Here is a 16,561-nt window from a genome sequence, read left to right as displayed (position 1 = left end):
CCCGTCCCTTCCTGACCATGGCCTGGAACCCCGGGCTGGCCCGGGGCCGCGGCATCCGGCACCGCGACTTCTGACTACCCGAAGGGGACACGCGGTCACCCTCCCGGAGTCTGAAGGTACACCGGCAGAGCGCGCGGAGGGACCGCCCGCTACACCGGCCTTGCCCTATCAACGTACGTCACGTTGCGCGATGTTCCCGGCCAAGGCAAGAGGGGCTACTTATAAACGTGCGGCGCGAGCGTCCCGATGAACGGAAGGTTCCGGTATCGCTCCGCGTAGTCGAGGCCATAACCGATGACGAACTCGTTGGGAATGTCGAACCCGACGTATTTCACCTCGATCGGCACCTTCACCGCGTCCGGCTTACGCAGCGCGGTGCAGATCTCCAGGCTCGCCGGGTTGCGGGATTTGAGGTTTTCCAGCAGCCAGTGCAGCGTCAGGCCGGAGTCGATGATGTCCTCCACGATCAGCACGTGGCGGTTCATGATGTCGGTGTCGAGGTCTTTCAGCACGCGTACGACACCGGACGACTTGGTGCCGGCGCCGTATGACGACACCGCCATCCAGTCCATCTGCACCGGCACGTGCAGGGCCCTGGCCAGGTCGGCCATCACCATGACGGCGCCCTTCAACACGCCCACGAGCAACACGTCCTTGCCCGCGTAGTCCTCGTCGATCCGCCCAGCGAGCTCTATGATCTTGGACTGGAGCTCCTCCTGCGGGATGAGGACCTTCTCCAGGTCATTGCCCATGTCGGCAGCGTCCACCTGTGGTTCCTTACGCGTGGGGACTGATGGCGAGTATCAGGGTGCCATACCGCCGGCTCGCGGACAGACCCCCGGGCAGGTCCGCGGCCTTCTGCCCGCGCCACCGCGTGACCAGCCGATCCACGGCCAGCACATGCGTGGCGGAAAGGGCGCCGGATGGGGCTCCGGCGGCGATGGCCGCGCGCCGCAACACCCTCCGCCTGACGGCGTCGGGCAACTTCTCCAATTCCTTGACGGCGAGCGTGATGGTCCCGTCGATATCGCTAAGAGCGCAATCCTGATACGCCGATTCGGCCCATCCGTCAAGGGCGTCGGCGTCCTCGCGCGCCAGCCGCGCGGTCCTGGCGAGCGCCTCGGCCACCCCGGGGCCCAGCTCCTCCTCCAGAACGGGGAGCACCCTTCTCCTGACGCGGACCCGTGTGTACCGGGGATCCTCATTGTGAGGATCGTCCCACGGGTTGAGGCCCAGGGCCCGGCAGGCGGCAACGGTGGTGGCCCTGGGGAGGTCGAGGAACGGGCGGCGGTATCGGCCGGCTTGGGCGGCCATGCCGGACAGTGACCGCAATCCGCTGCCCCTGGCCAGTCCCAGGAGCACCGTCTCCGCCTGATCGTCCCTGGTGTGGCCGAGAAGGACGGCCGCGGCCTGGAGCCGGTCGGCCGCTTCGGCGAGCGCCGCGTATCGGGCCTCCCTGGCCGCCGCCTCGGGGCCTCCCTCGGCTCCGACCGTGACGGTGAGCACTTCAGCGGGGTGCAGGTCCAGTCGTACGGCCTGCTCGACGACCTGCCGCGCCCGCTCGGCGGAACCGGGTTGGAGCTGGTGATCCACGGTCAGGAGGCCGGCCCGCACCCCCATCCGCGGCGCGACAAAGCCCAGGGCCGCGGCCAGCGCCAGGGAGTCGGCGCCGCCACTGCATGCCGCCAGGACCAGGGTTTCGTGCGGGAGATCGGTCAGCGCCTCCCGCACGGCCCTGCGGATGTCGGCTACGGCTGGATGTGGACCCACGGGTGCCATTGTCGCTGGTCGCCGCCCGTCGCCACGCCTACGGGCACCGACCAGCCGATGCCCTCAGGCTGGGCACCGCGCACAAGCGCCGGCCCCCGCCGCGCCACAACCCGCCGACGCGACGCTCCGAAGGCCAGCCGCCACAGCCCATCGGCGGGGCGATGAGCAGGCGGGCGGGCAGGCCCAACCGGCAGGTCAGGGCCGGGAGGCCCGGGTCAGGCGGGGAGAGCCGGGGTGCCGATGACGCGGTTGATCCAGGCGTCGGGGTCGGCGATTTCGGGAGTAGTCGGCAGGGATTCCGGCGACGTCCACACCTTGTTGAAACCGTCCATCCCCACCCGGCCGACGACCGACCGCACGAACGCCGACCCCTCCGCATACTGCTTCATCTTGACCTCGATCCCCAGCAGCCGCCGCACCGTCTTGTCCAGGCGGGAGCCGCCCTCGCGGCGGTGGGCGAACTTGGCGCGGATGTCGGCCACCGACGGCACCACGGACGGGCCCACGGCGTCCATCACATAGTCGCCGTGCCCTTCCACCAGCGTCATCACGGCGGTCAGGCGGTCGAGGATCTCCTTCTGGCCCGGCGACTGGATGGCGTCGATCAGGTTGCCCTCGCCGCCGCGCACCACGTCGGCCACCGTGTCGGCGGCGTTGCGCAGGCGTTCGAGCAGCGTGGGCAGGTCCAGGTCGGAGGCGAGCAGGAACTCGGTCATCTGCGAGCGCACGTATTCGCGCAGCCACGGCACGCCGGTGAACTGCACGCGGTGGGTCTCCTCGTGGAGGCACACCCAGAGGCGGAAGTCGTGCGGGTCGACGCCCATCTCGCGCTCGGCGTGGACGATGTTGGGGGCGACCAGCGTCAGGCGGCCCGTGGGCTCCTGGCCGGTGGGGTCGGGCGGGAGGAACAGCTCGTACTGGCCCAGGACCCGCGAGGCGAGGAAGGCCATCACGGCCCCGACCTCGACGCCTGTGATGCGCGAGCCCACCGCGGTGACGATGGCCGGGGGCGGGTTGGAGCTGTTGCCCATGCGCTGCGTCAGGGGCTCGAGCACCACGCGGAAGCCCTCGACATTCGCCCTGATCCAGCCGGGCCTGTCCACGATGGTCGCGGGCTGCGGCGCGGTCTCCGTGTGGATCTTCGTGAACTCGCGCACGTGGCCCTCGGCCTCACGTGAAAGCGTGCGGAGCTCGGTGACGGCCTGCCTGGCCTCCTCCCGGCTCACTAGAGGACCGGGGCGCACCAGACGCGTGCCGGTCGTGACGGCCAGATCCCAGTCGATCACCTGCATAACGTCCACCGTACGTGGTGCAGACCCAACCTGCGAAGGAGTGCCGGTGTCTGGAGGAGGAGCGTCCCGCTACGAGCGAGCGACGATGGCGGCGAGCCGGTCGAGCACGGGCTCGGCGTTCACCGGCACGCGATCCGCCATGAACGCGAACGTGACCAGCCGCCCGTCCTTGGTCGTGGCCAGTCCCGCCAGCGTGTTGACGTGGTTGAGCGTGCCGGTCTTGGCGCGGACCAGGCCCACCTCGCCCTTGCTGTCGCCGGAGGTGAAGCGGCGGCCGTTGCCGAGCGTGCCGGAGAAGCCCGCGATCGGCATGCCGGAGGCGATGGCGTGCAGGCCGGGGTGGTCCGCGGAGCCGGCCAGGGCGATGAGCTTGGCCAGAGCGCCGGGGCTGATGCGGTTGTGGGTGGACAGGCCGCTGCCGTCGGCGAGCGAGACGCCCTTGGTCACGCCGAGCCGCTGGAGCACGGCGGTCACGGCCTTGGCGCCGCCCGCGAACGACGCCTGCTGGCCTTCCTTGATCGCGACCTGCCTGGCCAGGGCTTCGGACAGGTCGTTGTCGCTGTGCGTGAGCGCGTGCTCGACCAGGGCGTAGACGGGCGCGGAGTCGACCTTGCCCAGCTCGGCGGCGCCGGCGGGGGCCTTGCCCGGGCGTACGGACTTCGACACGGAGATGCCCTGCTTGGCGAGGAGCCGGGCGAAGGCCGTGGCGGCGTAGGCCGGCGGGTCGGGGACGCGGGGTGTGTTGTAGCGCGGGTGCCGGCGGCCCTCGTCCATGGCGAGCGCGTAGACCGGTGCCACGTTGCCTTCGGGGATGTAGCCGGGCTTCCAGCCGGAAGCGGTGGAGGGGCCGGTGAACAACGACGTGTCGTAGGTGAGGGTGACCTTCTTGATGTTCTGGGATTTGAGGGTCGCGGCGGTGCGGGCGGCCAGCGTGGCGAGGCTCGCCTGCTTCGGGTACGACGGCTTCGCCGAGGGGCCCGCGAGCAGCGGGTCGCCGCCGCCGACGAGGACGATCGCGCCCGGCTTGGCGCCCTGGACGACCCTGGTGGACAGGCGGGTGTCGGGGCCGAGCGAGGCGAGCGCGGCCACGCACGTGACGATCTTCGTGGTGGAGGCGGGAGTGATGGGCGTGTCGGCGTTGGAGGCGAAGACCTGCTCGCCGGTGGTCGCGTCGAGCACGACGGCGCCGACCCGGTCGCCGAGCGCATCGTCACCCAGGGCGCTGGTGAGCTGCCGCGTCAAAGTACCCTTAGTCGGGAGAGGTCCGTCTCCTGACTTCGCCGAAAGCTGGGCCAGCACAGGTCCCGCGGTGACCACGGGGACGGGCGGAGGAGACCCTTCCTGCGGGGACGCCGTCGGTTCGGTCGGTGAAGTCTGCCTCGTCAGCGCGCCCAGGCTGAAGTCGGTGGTCATCGCGTAAACACCGGTGACGATCGTCAGGGCCTGGAGCACGGCGAGAGTGGCCAGCATCACCCACCGGTCGTGCCGCGCCACGTCACCTGCCCTCTCTCTTGAGTTCGCCTACGAGACATTAACGCCAGACCGGGGGTACCCGGGTGGCTTGAGCGGAGGAACCGCGGTGGAGTTCGACGTTGTCGTTGAGATTCCCAAGGGGCAACGGAACAAGTACGAAGTGGACCACGAGACCGGGAAGATCAGGCTTGACCGGCTCCTGTTCACCTCCACGCAGTACCCCGCCGACTACGGCTTCATCGAGCACACCCTCGGCGAGGACGGCGACCCGCTCGACGCGCTGGTGCTGTTGCAGGAGCCGACGTTCCCGGGCTGCTACATCACGTGCCGGGCGGTGGGCATGTTCCGGATGACCGACGAGAAGGGCGGCGACGACAAGGTCCTGTGCGTGCCGTCCACCGACCCGCGGATGCATCACATCCAGGACATCCACCACGTGTCGGAGTTCGACCGACTGGAGATCCAGCACTTCTTCGAGGTCTACAAGGACCTGGAGCCCGGCAAGTCCGTCGAGGGCGCCAACTGGGTGGGCCGCACCGAGGCCGAGGCCGAGATCGAGCGCTCCTTCCAGCGCGCCAAGGACGCCGGCCACCATCACTGATCCTTCAGCGGGGCCTGGTGGCGCCCACGAGGTCCCCGCGCCAGATCGAGGCGACCCGCACCACGTCACCGGTCTGCGGCGCGTGCACCATCAGGCCGCGGCCCACGTAGATCCCGACGTGGTGGATGGTGGCGGGGTCGCCGGTGTTGTACGCGAAGAACAGCAGGTCCCCGCGGCGCAGCTGGTCCAGCGGCACGTGCGGGCCCGACGTCCACTGGGTGCCGGTCCAGTGGTCGAGCCGCACTCCGGCGCGTTCCCAGGCCCGCATGGTCAGTCCTGAGCAGTCGTAGGTGTCCGGGCCGTCGGCCGCCCACACGTACGGCTTCCCCAGCTGGGTGAGCGCCCAGTTGGCCGCCGCGTCGCCGAAGGCCGAGCCGCCGGAGACCAGCTTGGCCGCCTCCCGGCGTCTGGCCAGCAGCTCGGCGCGGGACCGTGCCGCGTCGACCCGCTGTTGCAGGCGGTGCTCACGGGCCTGCAACACCCGCGTCTCGCGCCGCTGACCTGCCACGGCCGCCTCGGCGGCGATCTTCGCCTGTCGAGCGCTCTCGGCGGCGGCCTGCTGCGCGGCCCGGGCGTTCACCGCCTCAGTGCGTAGGATGGCGGCCACCACTTGCGCGTCGCGCAACCGGGCCAGGATCGCCGCCCGCTCGCCACTGAGCTGCCCGAGCACGCCTGCCCGGTGCAGACGGCCATCGGCGCCGCCCTGGTCGACGATCATGCCGATGATCGGCTCCAGCGTTGCCCATCCCCCGTACGTCTGCGTCGCCAGCAGCGCGACGTCCTGCCTGGCCCGTTCGACCTCGGCGTCGGCCGTCGCCAGCCGGGCCTGGGCCTCCGAGGCGGCCTGCTCGGCGTTCCGCAGCCGCACCATCTCCCCGTTGTACGCCTCGACCAGCCGCTCCACCTCGGCCGTCAACCGCGCGAGCCGCGACTGCGCTGTGGCCAGCTTCGCGCTCGCCGCCGCCAGGTCGTTCGACCGTTCTCGTACGGCTTCGCGGGCCTTCGCCACGTCACGCCCGGATGGCGCGGGCTCGGCGTGGACCGGCGGGCAGAGCGCGACGAACAGGCAGCACGCCAGCAGCCCTGCCCGGAACGTGCGCATAGGTCCCCCAGACCACAGTGGTTACTTTATGCACACAGTTCCCGCTGGAGCGCTCACGTAACGTGACGTCGGCGGAGTGGAGGGGATCCGCTGCTCTTCATGGCGTGCTCTTGGTGATGACCGGGGACGGGCTCAGCCGTTCTCGGCAGGCGTGTGCTCGCCGGCGGGCGTGGGGGTGGTCGTTTCCGCCGGCGTGGTGGTCGGTGTCGCCGTCGGCGTCGGGGCTGAGCTCTGATGCGTCGGCGTCTTGGTCGGAGTCGGCGTGGCGGTCGGGGTCGACGTGGCGGTCGGGGTCGACGTGGCGGTCGGGGTCGACGTGGCGGTCGGGGTCGACGTTGGAGTGTGGGTTGGGCACGAGGTGCGGGTGCAGGGGCGGGGCTTGCCCGGGTGTGGCCGGGGACCGTGCCCGCCAGGGTGGGTGCCGGGCGGTGGGCCTGCCGGCGGTCGCCACGTGGGCGGCCCTCCTGGTTGCTGCTGTGGCGGCTGCCCTGGCTGCTGCTGTGGCGGAGTCCGCACCGGAGGGCCGGCCGACGGCGGCGCGGGCTCGGACGCGGAGATGGGCGGCGGGCGCCATGAGGTGCCCTGAGGTGACGAGCCGGGCGGCTGGACGGGCTGCGTGGTCGTGGGATTGACCACGGGTTCCACAGTCATCGGCACGTTCTGGGGCTCACTCTGCCGCGGCACCCGGATCTCGGGCGGCTCCCCCGTCGCCGGGGCCGCGGCCGTCGCGCCCCCTGACAGGCCCACGCCGTCCCTGCCCATCACCTGGAAGATCACCGCTATCGCCACCACGGCCGCGACCGCCGCCAGCGCGCTCGCCAGCGCCTGAGGCCACCTTCGAACGCTCTTGGCCGCGGGGAGGGGAAACCCGGCCGCGCCCAGCGCGCCCGTACGCCTGGCGACGTAGCGGCGGTAGGGCAGCAGCTCGGGGTCGACGAAGGAGCTCATCACCCTGATGCGCAACGCATCGGGCAGCGACGTGCGCGGCAGCAGCTCGAAGACCTTGGTCGCCGAGACCTGCCGGCCGCGGTGCGGCGCGCAGATGTCGCACTGCGAGAGGTGCCTGACCAGGCGCTCTCGCATGCCCGCCGTGAGCTCGCCGGAGAAGCCGGACAGGATGGCGGCCCGCCGCGGGCAGTCGTACGGGCCCTTCCTGGCCAGGATTTCGGCGGTGATGGCGTCACGCAGGTGGTCGCGGGCGGTCGCCATGGCCTCCTCCACCTGGCGTACCGGGACGGCGAGCACCTGGGCCAGCTCGGGGTCGGGCAGCTCGTGCCTGATCGACAGCTCCAGGATCTCCCGGTCGGCGACGGGCAGGCCCTGGACCGCGTTCCACGCCATGACCCGAAGGTCGGCGTCGGCGGGGTCGTCCAGCGGGGGCGCCTCGGCCAGTGCCTCGGCGGCGCCCGGCGGCGCGGCCGCGCGGCGGCGCAGGCATTCGCCCCGGGCCAGCGCATACAGCCAGGCGCGCAGCCGGTCGGGGTCGGTCAGCGCGCTCGCGTGCGCCTCGGCGGCGATCAACGTGTCGCGGAGCGCCACCTGTGCGCTGTCGGCACTGAGCAGAAGGGACCAGCAGTAGCGGTAGACGTCCTCCGCGTACGCGTCATAGAGCGCGGCGGGGGCGCCGGGATGGCGGGCGCGGAGCGCATCCACCAGGGCGCGGTCGGTCATGTGACCGAATGTAATGGATTCGTAACTAGTAGTTCCACCGATTTGGCACTGCTGGCACATGTGAATTTCGCGTGATTAGCTCATCCGATTTTTCGGACTTTATGCGGCAAATCACTGCTTATGGACCGATGCGACTTGCGTGCTCCGGTCCACCTCGAACGGCTCGCTCTTGGGCTTGACCGTATGCACGGGGATGGCCCCGCCAAGCGCCAGATCCTCGTAGGGACGGCCGGTCGAACCCCAGGTCCTGGCCGTGATGTCGGTCCTGGCGACGTCCGTGCGCGGCGGGAGCCCCGACACGGTGAGGATGAACCTCGGCGGGCTCCCGGCCTTCACGTCGTCCACGAACGTGCTGCCCCCGCCCAGCAGTTTGCCCGTCTTGTCGCGCAACAACGCGTTCACGACGAGGCTGCTGGCCGATGCCTGATACGGATTCCCTACATATCCGGTAATAAGGTATGAGCCGTCTTTCTGGCGCAATGTCTGGGCACGGGTGACAGGGAACCGCTGGAAAGCCGAGGCGATGCGCGCCGCCGGCCGCCATTGTGCGGGACGGTATTGGATGGTCACCTTGGCCGGCTTCTCGGCGGCGCTGGCCTGCCCGGTGAAGGCCAGCGACCCACCCGGCGGCACGGCGTCGAGCGGCTGGTCCAGCCGGACGACCTCGGTGCCCTTGGCGTCCTGCCCGACGATCGTGGCCACGACGTGCTCGCCGAAGTGCCACGGGTTGGCGTTGCTGAGCACACCGGCCCAGGTGACGGCGTAGCCGTCCGCGGACTTGGCTATGTTCGAGACCTGTTCCTTGAGTGCGAGAGGCTTGAGTTGTTGTACGGGCCGTTCCTCGCTCGAGCACCCTGCGAGGCAGATCGCCCCGAGTGCCCCGAGTGCGAGTACGCTGACGGTTCGACTGTGCGGGATCACTTTGCCGTGATAACCCGAGCATGGGCACGGCTGGCAGAGGACACGCGCCAGCCGTACCAACTCTTTAACGGGGCCGCACGACCCTGGCCTCGTCCCAGATCGGCTCGGCCGACTCGTAGACCGTGCCGTCCGAGCCGAAGATCAGGAACCGGTCGAAGTCGGCGGCGAACCATCGGTCGTGGGTGACCGCCAGCACCGTGCCGTCGAACGCGTCGAGCCCGGCCTGGAGCGCCTCGGCGCTGGCCAGGTCGAGGTTGTCGGTCGGCTCGTCCAGCAGCAGCAGCGTGGCCCCGGACAGCTCGAGCAGGAGGATCTGCAGCCGCGCCTGCTGCCCGCCGGACAGCGTCTCGAACCGCTGCTCGGCGACCCGGCCGGCCAGCTCGTAGCGGGCCAATGCCTTCATGGCCTCGTTCTTCAGCTTGGCGTGCTCGGCCATGACGATCTCGACCGGCGTGCGGCCGATCAGCTCGGGTCTGGCGTGGGTCTGGGCGAAATGCCCTGGCACCACGCGGGCGCCCAACCTGCCCGCGCCCTGGTGGTCGACCGGCTCCCCCGCCAGCAGGCGCAGGAAGTGGGACTTGCCCGAGCCGTTGGAGCCGAGCACCGCGACGCGTTCGCCGTACCAGATCTCCAGGTCGAACGGCCGCATCAGGCCGGTGAGCTCCAGCTGCTCGCAGATGACCGCACGTTTGCCGGTGCGGCCACCTCTGAGCCGCATCTTGATGTTCTGCTCGCTCGGCGCCACCTCGGGCGGGCCCGCCTCCTCGAACTTCCGCAGCCGGGTCTGGGCGGCGTGGTAGGCGGCGGCCATGCCGTCGTTGTATCTGGCCTTGTTCTTGAGCATGTTGACCAGGGCCTTGAGCTTGGCGTGCTCCTCGTCCCAGCGTCTGCGCAGCTCGTCGAGCCGCTCGTTGCGGGCCTTGCGGGCCTCGGCGTAGGTGGCGAAGCCGCCGCCGTGGACCCAGATGTTTCCGGACTCGACGGTGACGATCCGGTCGGCGGCGTTGGCGAGCAGCTGGCGGTCGTGGCTGACCAGCACCACCGTCTTGGGCGTCTCCCGGAGCTGCTGCTCCAGCCACTCCTTGCCGGGCACGTCGAGGTAGTTGTCGGGCTCGTCGAGCAGCAGGGTCTGGTCGGGGCCGCGGAGCAGCGCCTCGAGGACGAGCCGCTTCTGCTCCCCACCCGACAGCGTCGACACCTCCCGATATTTCACCCTTTCGTACGGCACGCCGAGCGCGGCCACCGTACAGGTGTCCCACAACACCTCGATCTCGTAGCCGCCCGCGTCGGTGTAGTCGGCGATGGCCTGCGCGTAGCGCATCTGCGTCTTCTCGTCGTCGCGCTCCATCATCATCAACTCGGCCTCGTCGAGCCGCTCGGCGGCCTTCCGCACCGCGGTCGGCGCGACGCCGAGCAGCAGGTCCCGGAGGCTGCTGCCGTCGCGCACGCTGCCGATGAACTGCCGCATCACGCCCAGCCCGCCGGAGCTCGCGACGCTGCCGTCGACCGGCTGCAGGTCACCGGCGATCAGCCGCAGAAGCGTGGTCTTGCCCGCGCCGTTGGGCCCGACGAGCGCCGCCTTGACACCGTCACCGATCCGGAAGGAGACGTCGTTGAGCAGAGGCCGACCGTCGGGCAGCACGTATGTCAAATGTCCTACTTCGACGTGGCCCATCCCGGCAGGTTAGCTGCCGCGCTCCGATCCAGGCACCACATTTTCGACAGGCAGTCCGGCGCGACGCCTAGACACTAAGTGATCTAATGACTAGAACTGTAGGGAATCACCCCTCCCCCAAGGAACAAGTGATGACCCGATTCCGCAATGCCCTCGCCCCCCTGGCCATCGCGTTCATCGCTCTCACGACCGTGCCGCAGCACGCGTGGGCCGCCCCTCCCAAACCGGTGCCGAGCGTCGCACCGCAACAACAACAGGTCACCGCCGCCTCCCCCTGTGCCCCGACCGTCCGGGGCACGACCACGAACGCGCGTTTAACCAGCCTGTTCACCGCCTACGGCAACGACAACAGCCGGCTGGACGACTGGACGGGCGCCGACGGCACCTACTCACTCAGGATGCCGAACGGCAAGGAGCTCTGGATCTTCTCCGACACCTTCCTCGGCCAGGTCAACCCCGACGGCTCGCGCCCGCCCGTGGTCGAGGAGGGCGGCACCACGGTCTTCCTGAACAACTCCTTCGCCGTCGAGCGCAACGGCAGGCTGTCCACGATCCACGACGGCACCGCCGCCAAGCCCACCGCCGTGATGCCGCCCCGCGACAAGAACCACTGGTACTGGGCGGGCGACGCGACGCTCGCCGGCGGGGTCGTGGAGGTCACCTACCAGGAGTACGAGCGCTACGGCACCGGCGCGTGGGACTGGCGCTGGCACCGGAACGTGGTCGCCACGTTCGCCCCGGGACGGCTCAACCGGCCGATCAGCGTGCACGACCTGCCGTCCGGGCACGGTGTGGCCTGGGCCTCAGGAATACTCAAGGACGGCGGATACACCTACATCTACGGTGTGGAGGACTTCGGCTCGCCCAAATACATGCACATCGCCCGCGTCAAGGGCCAGAGCCTCCGGGGCGCCTGGGAGTACCTCAAGGCCGACGGCACCTGGTCGCCCAACGAGGCCGACTCGGCGCGGATCATGAGCGGCGTGGCGAACGAATACAGCGTTAGCAAGGTCGGATCCGGATATGTCCTGATCACCCATGACACGACCGAGGTACTGAGCGCCAACATCGTGGCCTACGCTTCGTGCTCGCCCTTCGGGCCGTTCACCGGCAAGCAGCACGTCTACACGACCCCCGAGACCAACGGAAACATCTTCACCTACAACGCCCACGCCCACCCCGAGATCGCGGGCGGCGGGCTGGTGGTCTCGTACAACGTCAACAGCTTCGTGAACACCGACCACTACCGCGACGTGTCCATCTACCGGCCGCGCTTCCTGGACGTGACCTTCCAGTGAGGCGCAACTGGGCGGCCCGCCTGCGGCACGTCGTGATCGACGGGCTGCGGGCGGTCGTTCTGGAGAACGAGCGGCTCCGGGTGACCGTCGTGCCGGACAAGGGCGGAGACGTCGTCGAGTTCCTGCACAAACCCATGGACACGGACTTCGTCTGGTTCTCCCCGCATGGCCTGCGTCACCCGCGCGACCACCTCCAGGGCGCGGCCGACGACGTCGCCCAGTTCGTGGACCACTACGAGGGCGGCTGGCAGGAGATCTTCCCCAACGGCGGCGCGCCGAGCGAATACAAAGGCGCGCGGCTGGCCCAGCACGGCGAGGTCGCCGGCCTGCCGTGGTCCTGCGAGGTCGTGGCGGACTCCGAGGAAGAGGTTGCGATCCGGCTCGGCGTCAGGACCAGGCGGCTGCCGTACCGGATGGAGAAGGTCTTCAGGCTGCGGTCGGGGACGGCCGCGCTGGAGATCGAGGGCATGGCCACGAACGAGTCCCCGGTCACGTTGCACGCCATGTGGGGGCAGCACATCGTCTACGGGCGCCCCTTCCTGCGTCCGGGCGCGAGGATCCGGCTGCCTGAGGGCGTCCGGGTGGTCCCGCACCCGACGGCGATCAACCCGGCCGGCCGCAGAGTCCGCGCGGGCGGGCCGTGGGTGTGGCCGTGGGTGCCCGCCGCTCAAGGGGGCGAGACCGACCTCAGCGTGGTGCAGGAGCCGGGGTCGCCGAGCGACATCGTCTACCTGACCGGCTTTGACGAGGGTTGGTACGAAATTTCGGGGGATATCGGTATGCGGGTGGAGTGGGATGCGTCGCTCCTGCCGTACCTGTGGATGTGGCAGGAGCTGGGCGCGTCCACCGGCTACCCCTGGTGGGGCCGGGTGTACACGGTCGGGCTCGAGCCGTTCTCCAGCATGCCGACCGACGGTCTGGCCGCCGCCGTGGCCAACGGCACGGCCCTTGTCCTGGACCCGTACGAGACGAAGGTGTTGAGGATGCGCGCGGAGGTAGTGGCATGAGCGAGCTCGGCGGGAAGGTGGCGCTGGTCACGGGCGGGTCGATGGGCATCGGGCGGGCGGTGGTCGACCGCCTGGCCGATGGCGGGGCGTCCGTGGTGTTCTGCGGGGTGGACAAGGACGCCGCGCTCGACACCGAACACGTCGTCGGCCGGATCGCCGACGTGCGCAGCGCCGCCGAGATGCGCGACCTGGTGGACCTGGCGGTGACCAGGTTCGGCGGCCTCGACATCGTCGTGACCTGCGCCGGCGTGCAACGGTACGGCACCGTCGAGGACACGCCCGAGGACGTCTGGGACGAGGTTCTCGACATCAACCTCAAGGGCGTCTACCTGGCGTGCAAGGCGGCCATCCCACGGCTGCGCGCCCGCGGCGGCGGCTCGATCGTGCTCATTTCGTCGGTGCAGGCGTTCTCCTCGCAGGCACGAGTGGCCGCCTACACCGCGAGCAAGGCCGCGCTCAACGGCCTGACCAGGGCCATGGCGCTCGACCACGCCGCCGACGGCATCAGGGTGAACGTGGTGTGCCCTGGCTCGGTCGACACGCCGATGCTGCGCTGGGCGGCGGACCTGTGGCGGGGCGAGCTGTCGCAGGAGGAGCAGGTCAGGCAGTGGGGCCGCGCCCATCCGCTGGGCCGCGTGGGCCGGCCCGAGGAGGTGGCGGAGCTGGTGGCGTTCCTGGCCGGCCCGCGCTCCTCGTTCATCACCGGGGCGGAGCACCGCGTGGACGGCGGCCTCTTGGCGCAGAACCCGGCGGCGCTCCCCGAATAGACCACTTTCTGAATTCGCGAATGGGTCGAGCCCGCCCCACCAATTCCCCCGCTCTTCTGCAAAGCTGGCAACTATTGCGTCAATAGCAAGAACTCCCAGGTCACCCCCTTGATACGAGTGTGACGGCGTGCCAGGCACGCGACCCACCATGGGCGCGCAGCCGCAATCGGACCAGCGGGTCATAACGTCTCGCATTCGATTCGGCACGCTACGTTACGTGGTCGAAACGACTCACCGATCTAGGAGAGACCTGTGAGGCTATCCAAAAAGGCCGCCGGCTTCGTCGCCGCGGCCGCGATGTTGACCGTGGTCGTCCCCGCCGCCACCGCGGTGGCCAGCCCCCGCTCCACCTGCTACGGCGGTCGCGTCTGCCTGTACGCCGGCTTCGACTACAACCGCGGCCAGGTCGATCACTGGCGCGACTTCGTCAAGGACGACACCAACTTCGCCGACAACAACTGGCTGAATTGGGACTTCAGCAATTCATGGCGCACCATGAACAACGAGGTGAGCTCCGTGCGGAACCGGATCGGCTGCAGCTCCACTCTCTGGCAGCACCCCTACTACACCGGCGCCCACAGCACGTTCACGCACAATTCGAACGATGGGTTCCTGGCGAACAACGCCGTCGGCAACAACAGCGCCAGCTCACTCGACATCTGGTGCGGCTGACCAGGCCCGGGAGTGCCGGTTTCCGGGTCTGGCCGCCGGAAACCGGCTGCCGCGAGCTTCTCGTGGGCACGCTACTGCTGATGGGCGTCGCGGGCTGCACTGCCGGCGAACCCAAGCAGCAGGCGTCGGCACCGTCCGCCGTCACTTCGGTGGCGCAGCTGGTGCTGCCGTTCGACGCCTACAAGACCACTCCCGAGCAGCAGGCCATTCTAGGTAATGCGCACAATCTCCTGGTCGTGCGGTGCATGCGCAAGAGAGGCGTCACGATCGAGCCGCCTGCCGAGGACCCGACCGTCATCGCCGCCGTGGAACCCGGCAACTCCCGCCGCTACGGCGTCGTGGACACCGAGGCGGCCCGGCGTTACGGCTACCACCTCGCCCGGCCGTCGTCGCCCGACACGACCCGATCCTGGGCGGGCAAGCTGCCCAAGCCCGCCCGCCACCGCCTGTACGGCACCGCCGCCAACCGAGGGTGCCTGGATCGGGCGGCGCTTGTCCTGGAGCGGGGCGCGCGGAAGGCGGACTGGCCGTGGCTGGCCCTGCAGGACTCGCTCACGTTGGAGCAATCCGCCAAAAACCCGTCGGTGACGAACGCCGTCACGCGCTGGCAGTCGTGCATGAGCCAGGAGGGCCACTCGTACCCGGCTCCCGAGGCGGCCATCGCCGACAGCCGCTGGGACCTGGAGAAACACACCGTGACCGAGGACGAGAAGCAGACCGCGATCGCCGACACGCAGTGCAAGTGGGCGTCGGGGCTGGTGGCCGCCTGGCACACGGCGGACGCGGCGCTGCAACGGGCCGTCATCAGGGACAACACCGACCGCTTCGCCGCACTCCGGGCCAACCTTGAGCATCGCCTCAAAAGAGCGTCAAGCGTGCTCGCCGCGCACGAAGGCGGCAAGGTCGGCTGACTGGCGCAGTCTGCTGGGCTCGTGGACGTACATCATGTGCCCAGCCTCGTAGTACTTGACGTCCACGTTGCCCGCCAACTCGGCGGGCACGGGCAGGTGGGCGAGGGTGTGCTCGGCGGCGTGGTACGGCGTCGCCCCGTCGTGGTAGCCACAGGCCACGTGCACGCGCAGGTGCGGGTTGGCCCGCATGGCCGCGCTCAGCTTGTCGACCACCGTGACGTGCGCATTCTCGAACTCCTTGTACGACCACGGCCGCACGCGCGAGGTGAGCACCTCGTACGGCAGGTCGTTGGCGTACTCCAGCTCCGCGCGGAGGTAGTGGTTGAGCGCGGCGCTGTAGGGCCCCATGATCGCGCTCATGCTGGGGTCGGCGGAGAAGTGCTCGCGGCCCGCGTCGGGATCCCAGCCCGTGAAGCGGCCGTCGAGGCGCCCGACGGTCAGGCGGCGCGAGCGCAGCAGCTCGGTGAAGAACCTGATGTGCTCGATCCGCAGGTTCACGCGGTCGACGTAGTCCTCGCTCAGCCCGGTCAGCGCGGCGATCCTGGCGACCGCGGCCGCGCGTTCCTCGGGCGTCAGCCGGCTGCCGCGGGCCAGCGCCCACAGGTAGTCGCGGTCGGCGAACTCCTCGGCCTCGCGGAGCACGTCCGCCAGCGGCCGGTCGCCATGCAGCCCGTGATAGTGCGCTATGGCCGCATATGTCGGCAGATAGAGGGCGTAGGCCAGATCGTTGCCCTCGTTGAACTCCCCGGTGCCGAAGTCGAGCACCGACGAGATGAGGATCACGCCGTTGAGGTAGAGCCCGTAACGCGACTGCAGGTGATCGGCCAGCCCGGCCGCCCTGACCGTCCCGTAGGACTCGCCGGCCAGGAACTTGGGCGACATCCACCGCCCGTTCCTGGTGGTCCACAATCTGATCAGCTCGCCCACCGACTCCAGGTCGCCGGTGAACCCGTGGTACGGCTCGGCCTTCTCGCCTTCGGCCGCCCGCGAGTAGCCGGTGGAGACCGGGTCGATGAAGACCAGGTCGCTCACCCTCAGCAGGCTCTCCTCGTTGTCGGCCAGCCCGTACGGAGGCGGCAGCAGCGCCCCCGCGTCACCCATGACGACCCGGCGCGGGCCGAGCACGCCCAGGTGCAACCACACGCTCGACGACCCGGGACCGCCGTTGAACGCGAACGTGACCGGCCTGGTCAGCGGGTCGGCTCCAGCCAGCGTGTACGCGGTGACGAACATCTCGGCCTTCGGCCGCAGGCCGCCGAACGTGCCTTCGCTGAACACCTCCTCGCGCAACACCATGGTTCCGGTGACGGCGGTGTACACCTCGCCCGACGGCAGGGTGTGGGACGCGGTGACGAGGTTGTCGGCCGGGGGAACAGGCTGGGTAGCTTCAGACATAACGCC

Annotated in this window: 15 protein-coding genes; 6 read left to right on the top strand and 9 right to left on the bottom strand. The window is 69.8% G+C overall.

Annotation, left to right across the window (positions count from 1 at the left end):
* Positions 1-215: 215 nt before the first annotated feature.
* From hpt to dacB, 4 genes are all read right to left on the bottom strand, one after another.
* A complete protein-coding gene (hpt, locus tag OHA25_RS10270) occupies positions 216-767 on the bottom strand; it encodes a hypoxanthine phosphoribosyltransferase (protein WP_305917340.1) in 552 nt (183 codons plus the stop codon).
* A 10-nt stretch (positions 768-777) separates the two neighbouring features.
* Positions 778-1,779 carry a tRNA lysidine(34) synthetase TilS gene (tilS, locus tag OHA25_RS10265; protein WP_327587338.1) on the bottom strand — a complete coding sequence of 334 codons (1,002 nt, stop codon included), beginning with the start codon at positions 1,777-1,779 and terminating at the stop codon, positions 778-780.
* Positions 1,780-1,985: 206 nt separating this feature from the next.
* Positions 1,986-3,062, bottom strand: a complete 1,077-nt coding sequence (locus tag OHA25_RS10260) for a zinc-dependent metalloprotease (protein ID WP_305917342.1) — start codon at positions 3,060-3,062, stop codon at positions 1,986-1,988.
* Between the two features lie 69 nt (positions 3,063-3,131).
* The gene (gene dacB / locus OHA25_RS10255; protein ID WP_327587337.1) at positions 3,132-4,556 is read right to left on the bottom strand and encodes a D-alanyl-D-alanine carboxypeptidase/D-alanyl-D-alanine endopeptidase; all 1,425 of its coding nucleotides are present in this window, start codon (positions 4,554-4,556) and stop codon (positions 3,132-3,134) included.
* An 85-nt stretch (positions 4,557-4,641) separates the two neighbouring features.
* On the opposite strand from dacB, the gene OHA25_RS10250 reads away from it, so the two are divergent.
* Positions 4,642-5,136 (top strand): inorganic diphosphatase, encoded by a 495-nt coding sequence (locus OHA25_RS10250; RefSeq protein ID WP_327587336.1) that lies wholly within the window; start codon positions 4,642-4,644, stop codon positions 5,134-5,136.
* 4 nt (positions 5,137-5,140) lie between these two features.
* Here OHA25_RS10250 and OHA25_RS10245 read toward each other — a convergent pair whose 3' ends face one another.
* The 4 genes from OHA25_RS10245 to OHA25_RS10230 form a co-directional block, all read right to left on the bottom strand.
* On the bottom strand, positions 5,141-6,238 hold the full coding sequence (locus OHA25_RS10245) for a C40 family peptidase (RefSeq protein WP_327587335.1): 1,098 nt from the start codon (positions 6,236-6,238) through the stop codon (positions 5,141-5,143).
* A 132-nt stretch (positions 6,239-6,370) separates the two neighbouring features.
* Entirely contained in the window at positions 6,371-7,909 is a 1,539-nt protein-coding gene (locus tag OHA25_RS10240; RefSeq protein WP_327587334.1) for an RNA polymerase sigma factor, read from the bottom strand.
* 111 nt (positions 7,910-8,020) lie between these two features.
* On the bottom strand, positions 8,021-8,830 hold the full coding sequence (locus tag OHA25_RS10235) for a hypothetical protein (protein ID WP_327587333.1): 810 nt from the start codon (positions 8,828-8,830) through the stop codon (positions 8,021-8,023).
* A gap of 64 nt (positions 8,831-8,894) precedes the next feature.
* Positions 8,895-10,505: an ABC-F family ATP-binding cassette domain-containing protein gene (locus OHA25_RS10230; protein WP_327587332.1), complete on the bottom strand. Its 1,611-nt coding sequence runs from the start codon at positions 10,503-10,505 to the stop codon at positions 8,895-8,897.
* A 131-nt stretch (positions 10,506-10,636) separates the two neighbouring features.
* Between OHA25_RS10230 and OHA25_RS10225 the strand changes: the two genes are divergently transcribed.
* The 5 genes from OHA25_RS10225 (at position 10,637) to OHA25_RS10205 (ending at position 15,160) form a co-directional block, all read left to right on the top strand.
* On the top strand, positions 10,637-11,803 hold the full coding sequence (locus tag OHA25_RS10225) for a DUF4185 domain-containing protein (RefSeq protein ID WP_327587331.1): 1,167 nt from the start codon (positions 10,637-10,639) through the stop codon (positions 11,801-11,803).
* Positions 11,800-12,810, top strand: a complete 1,011-nt coding sequence (locus OHA25_RS10220) for a DUF4432 family protein (RefSeq protein ID WP_327587330.1) — start codon at positions 11,800-11,802, stop codon at positions 12,808-12,810. The genes OHA25_RS10225 and OHA25_RS10220 overlap by 4 nt, the downstream gene beginning before the upstream one ends.
* Positions 12,807-13,577: an SDR family NAD(P)-dependent oxidoreductase gene (locus OHA25_RS10215; protein WP_327587329.1), complete on the top strand. Its 771-nt coding sequence runs from the start codon at positions 12,807-12,809 to the stop codon at positions 13,575-13,577. Before OHA25_RS10220 ends, OHA25_RS10215 begins: the two co-directional genes overlap by 4 nt.
* Positions 13,578-13,829: 252 nt before the next feature.
* A complete protein-coding gene (locus OHA25_RS10210; protein WP_305917352.1) occupies positions 13,830-14,249 on the top strand; it encodes a peptidase inhibitor family I36 protein in 420 nt (139 codons plus the stop codon).
* A 62-nt stretch (positions 14,250-14,311) separates the two neighbouring features.
* On the top strand, positions 14,312-15,160 hold the full coding sequence (locus OHA25_RS10205) for a hypothetical protein (protein ID WP_327587328.1): 849 nt from the start codon (positions 14,312-14,314) through the stop codon (positions 15,158-15,160).
* On the opposite strand, the gene OHA25_RS10200 is transcribed toward OHA25_RS10205, so the two are convergent.
* Complete coding sequence (locus tag OHA25_RS10200; RefSeq protein WP_327587327.1) at positions 15,119-16,555, bottom strand: S10 family peptidase; 1,437 nt, start codon at positions 16,553-16,555, stop codon at positions 15,119-15,121. The two genes, OHA25_RS10205 and OHA25_RS10200, sit on opposite strands and share 42 nt — an antisense overlap.
* Between the last annotated feature and the right edge of the window lie 6 nt (positions 16,556-16,561).

It is taken from the genome of Nonomuraea sp. NBC_00507, assembly GCF_036013525.1.
Classification (GTDB): Bacteria; Actinomycetota; Actinomycetes; order Streptosporangiales; family Streptosporangiaceae; genus Nonomuraea.
Note: the sequence above shows the minus strand (reverse complement) of the source record. Positions and strands in the feature narration are given on the sequence as shown.

Bases quoted from the DNA above. Each gene is read 5' to 3' on its own strand.
- tilS (WP_327587338.1), bottom strand. From the start codon at position 1,779: ATGGCACCCGTGGGTCCACATCCAGCCGTAGCCGACATCCGCAGGGCC.
- OHA25_RS10260 (WP_305917342.1), bottom strand. From the start codon at position 3,062: ATGCAGGTGATCGACTGGGATCTGGCCGTCACGACCGGCACGCGTCTG.
- OHA25_RS10245 (WP_327587335.1), bottom strand. From the start codon at position 6,238: ATGCGCACGTTCCGGGCAGGGCTGCTGGCGTGCTGCCTGTTCGTCGCG.
- OHA25_RS10240 (WP_327587334.1), bottom strand. From the start codon at position 7,909: ATGACCGACCGCGCCCTGGTGGATGCGCTCCGCGCCCGCCATCCCGGC.
- OHA25_RS10230 (WP_327587332.1), bottom strand. From the start codon at position 10,505: ATGGGCCACGTCGAAGTAGGACATTTGACATACGTGCTGCCCGACGGT.
- OHA25_RS10225 (WP_327587331.1), top strand. From the start codon at position 10,637: ATGACCCGATTCCGCAATGCCCTCGCCCCCCTGGCCATCGCGTTCATC.
- OHA25_RS10215 (WP_327587329.1), top strand. From the start codon at position 12,807: ATGAGCGAGCTCGGCGGGAAGGTGGCGCTGGTCACGGGCGGGTCGATG.
- OHA25_RS10200 (WP_327587327.1), bottom strand. From the start codon at position 16,555: ATGTCTGAAGCTACCCAGCCTGTTCCCCCGGCCGACAACCTCGTCACC.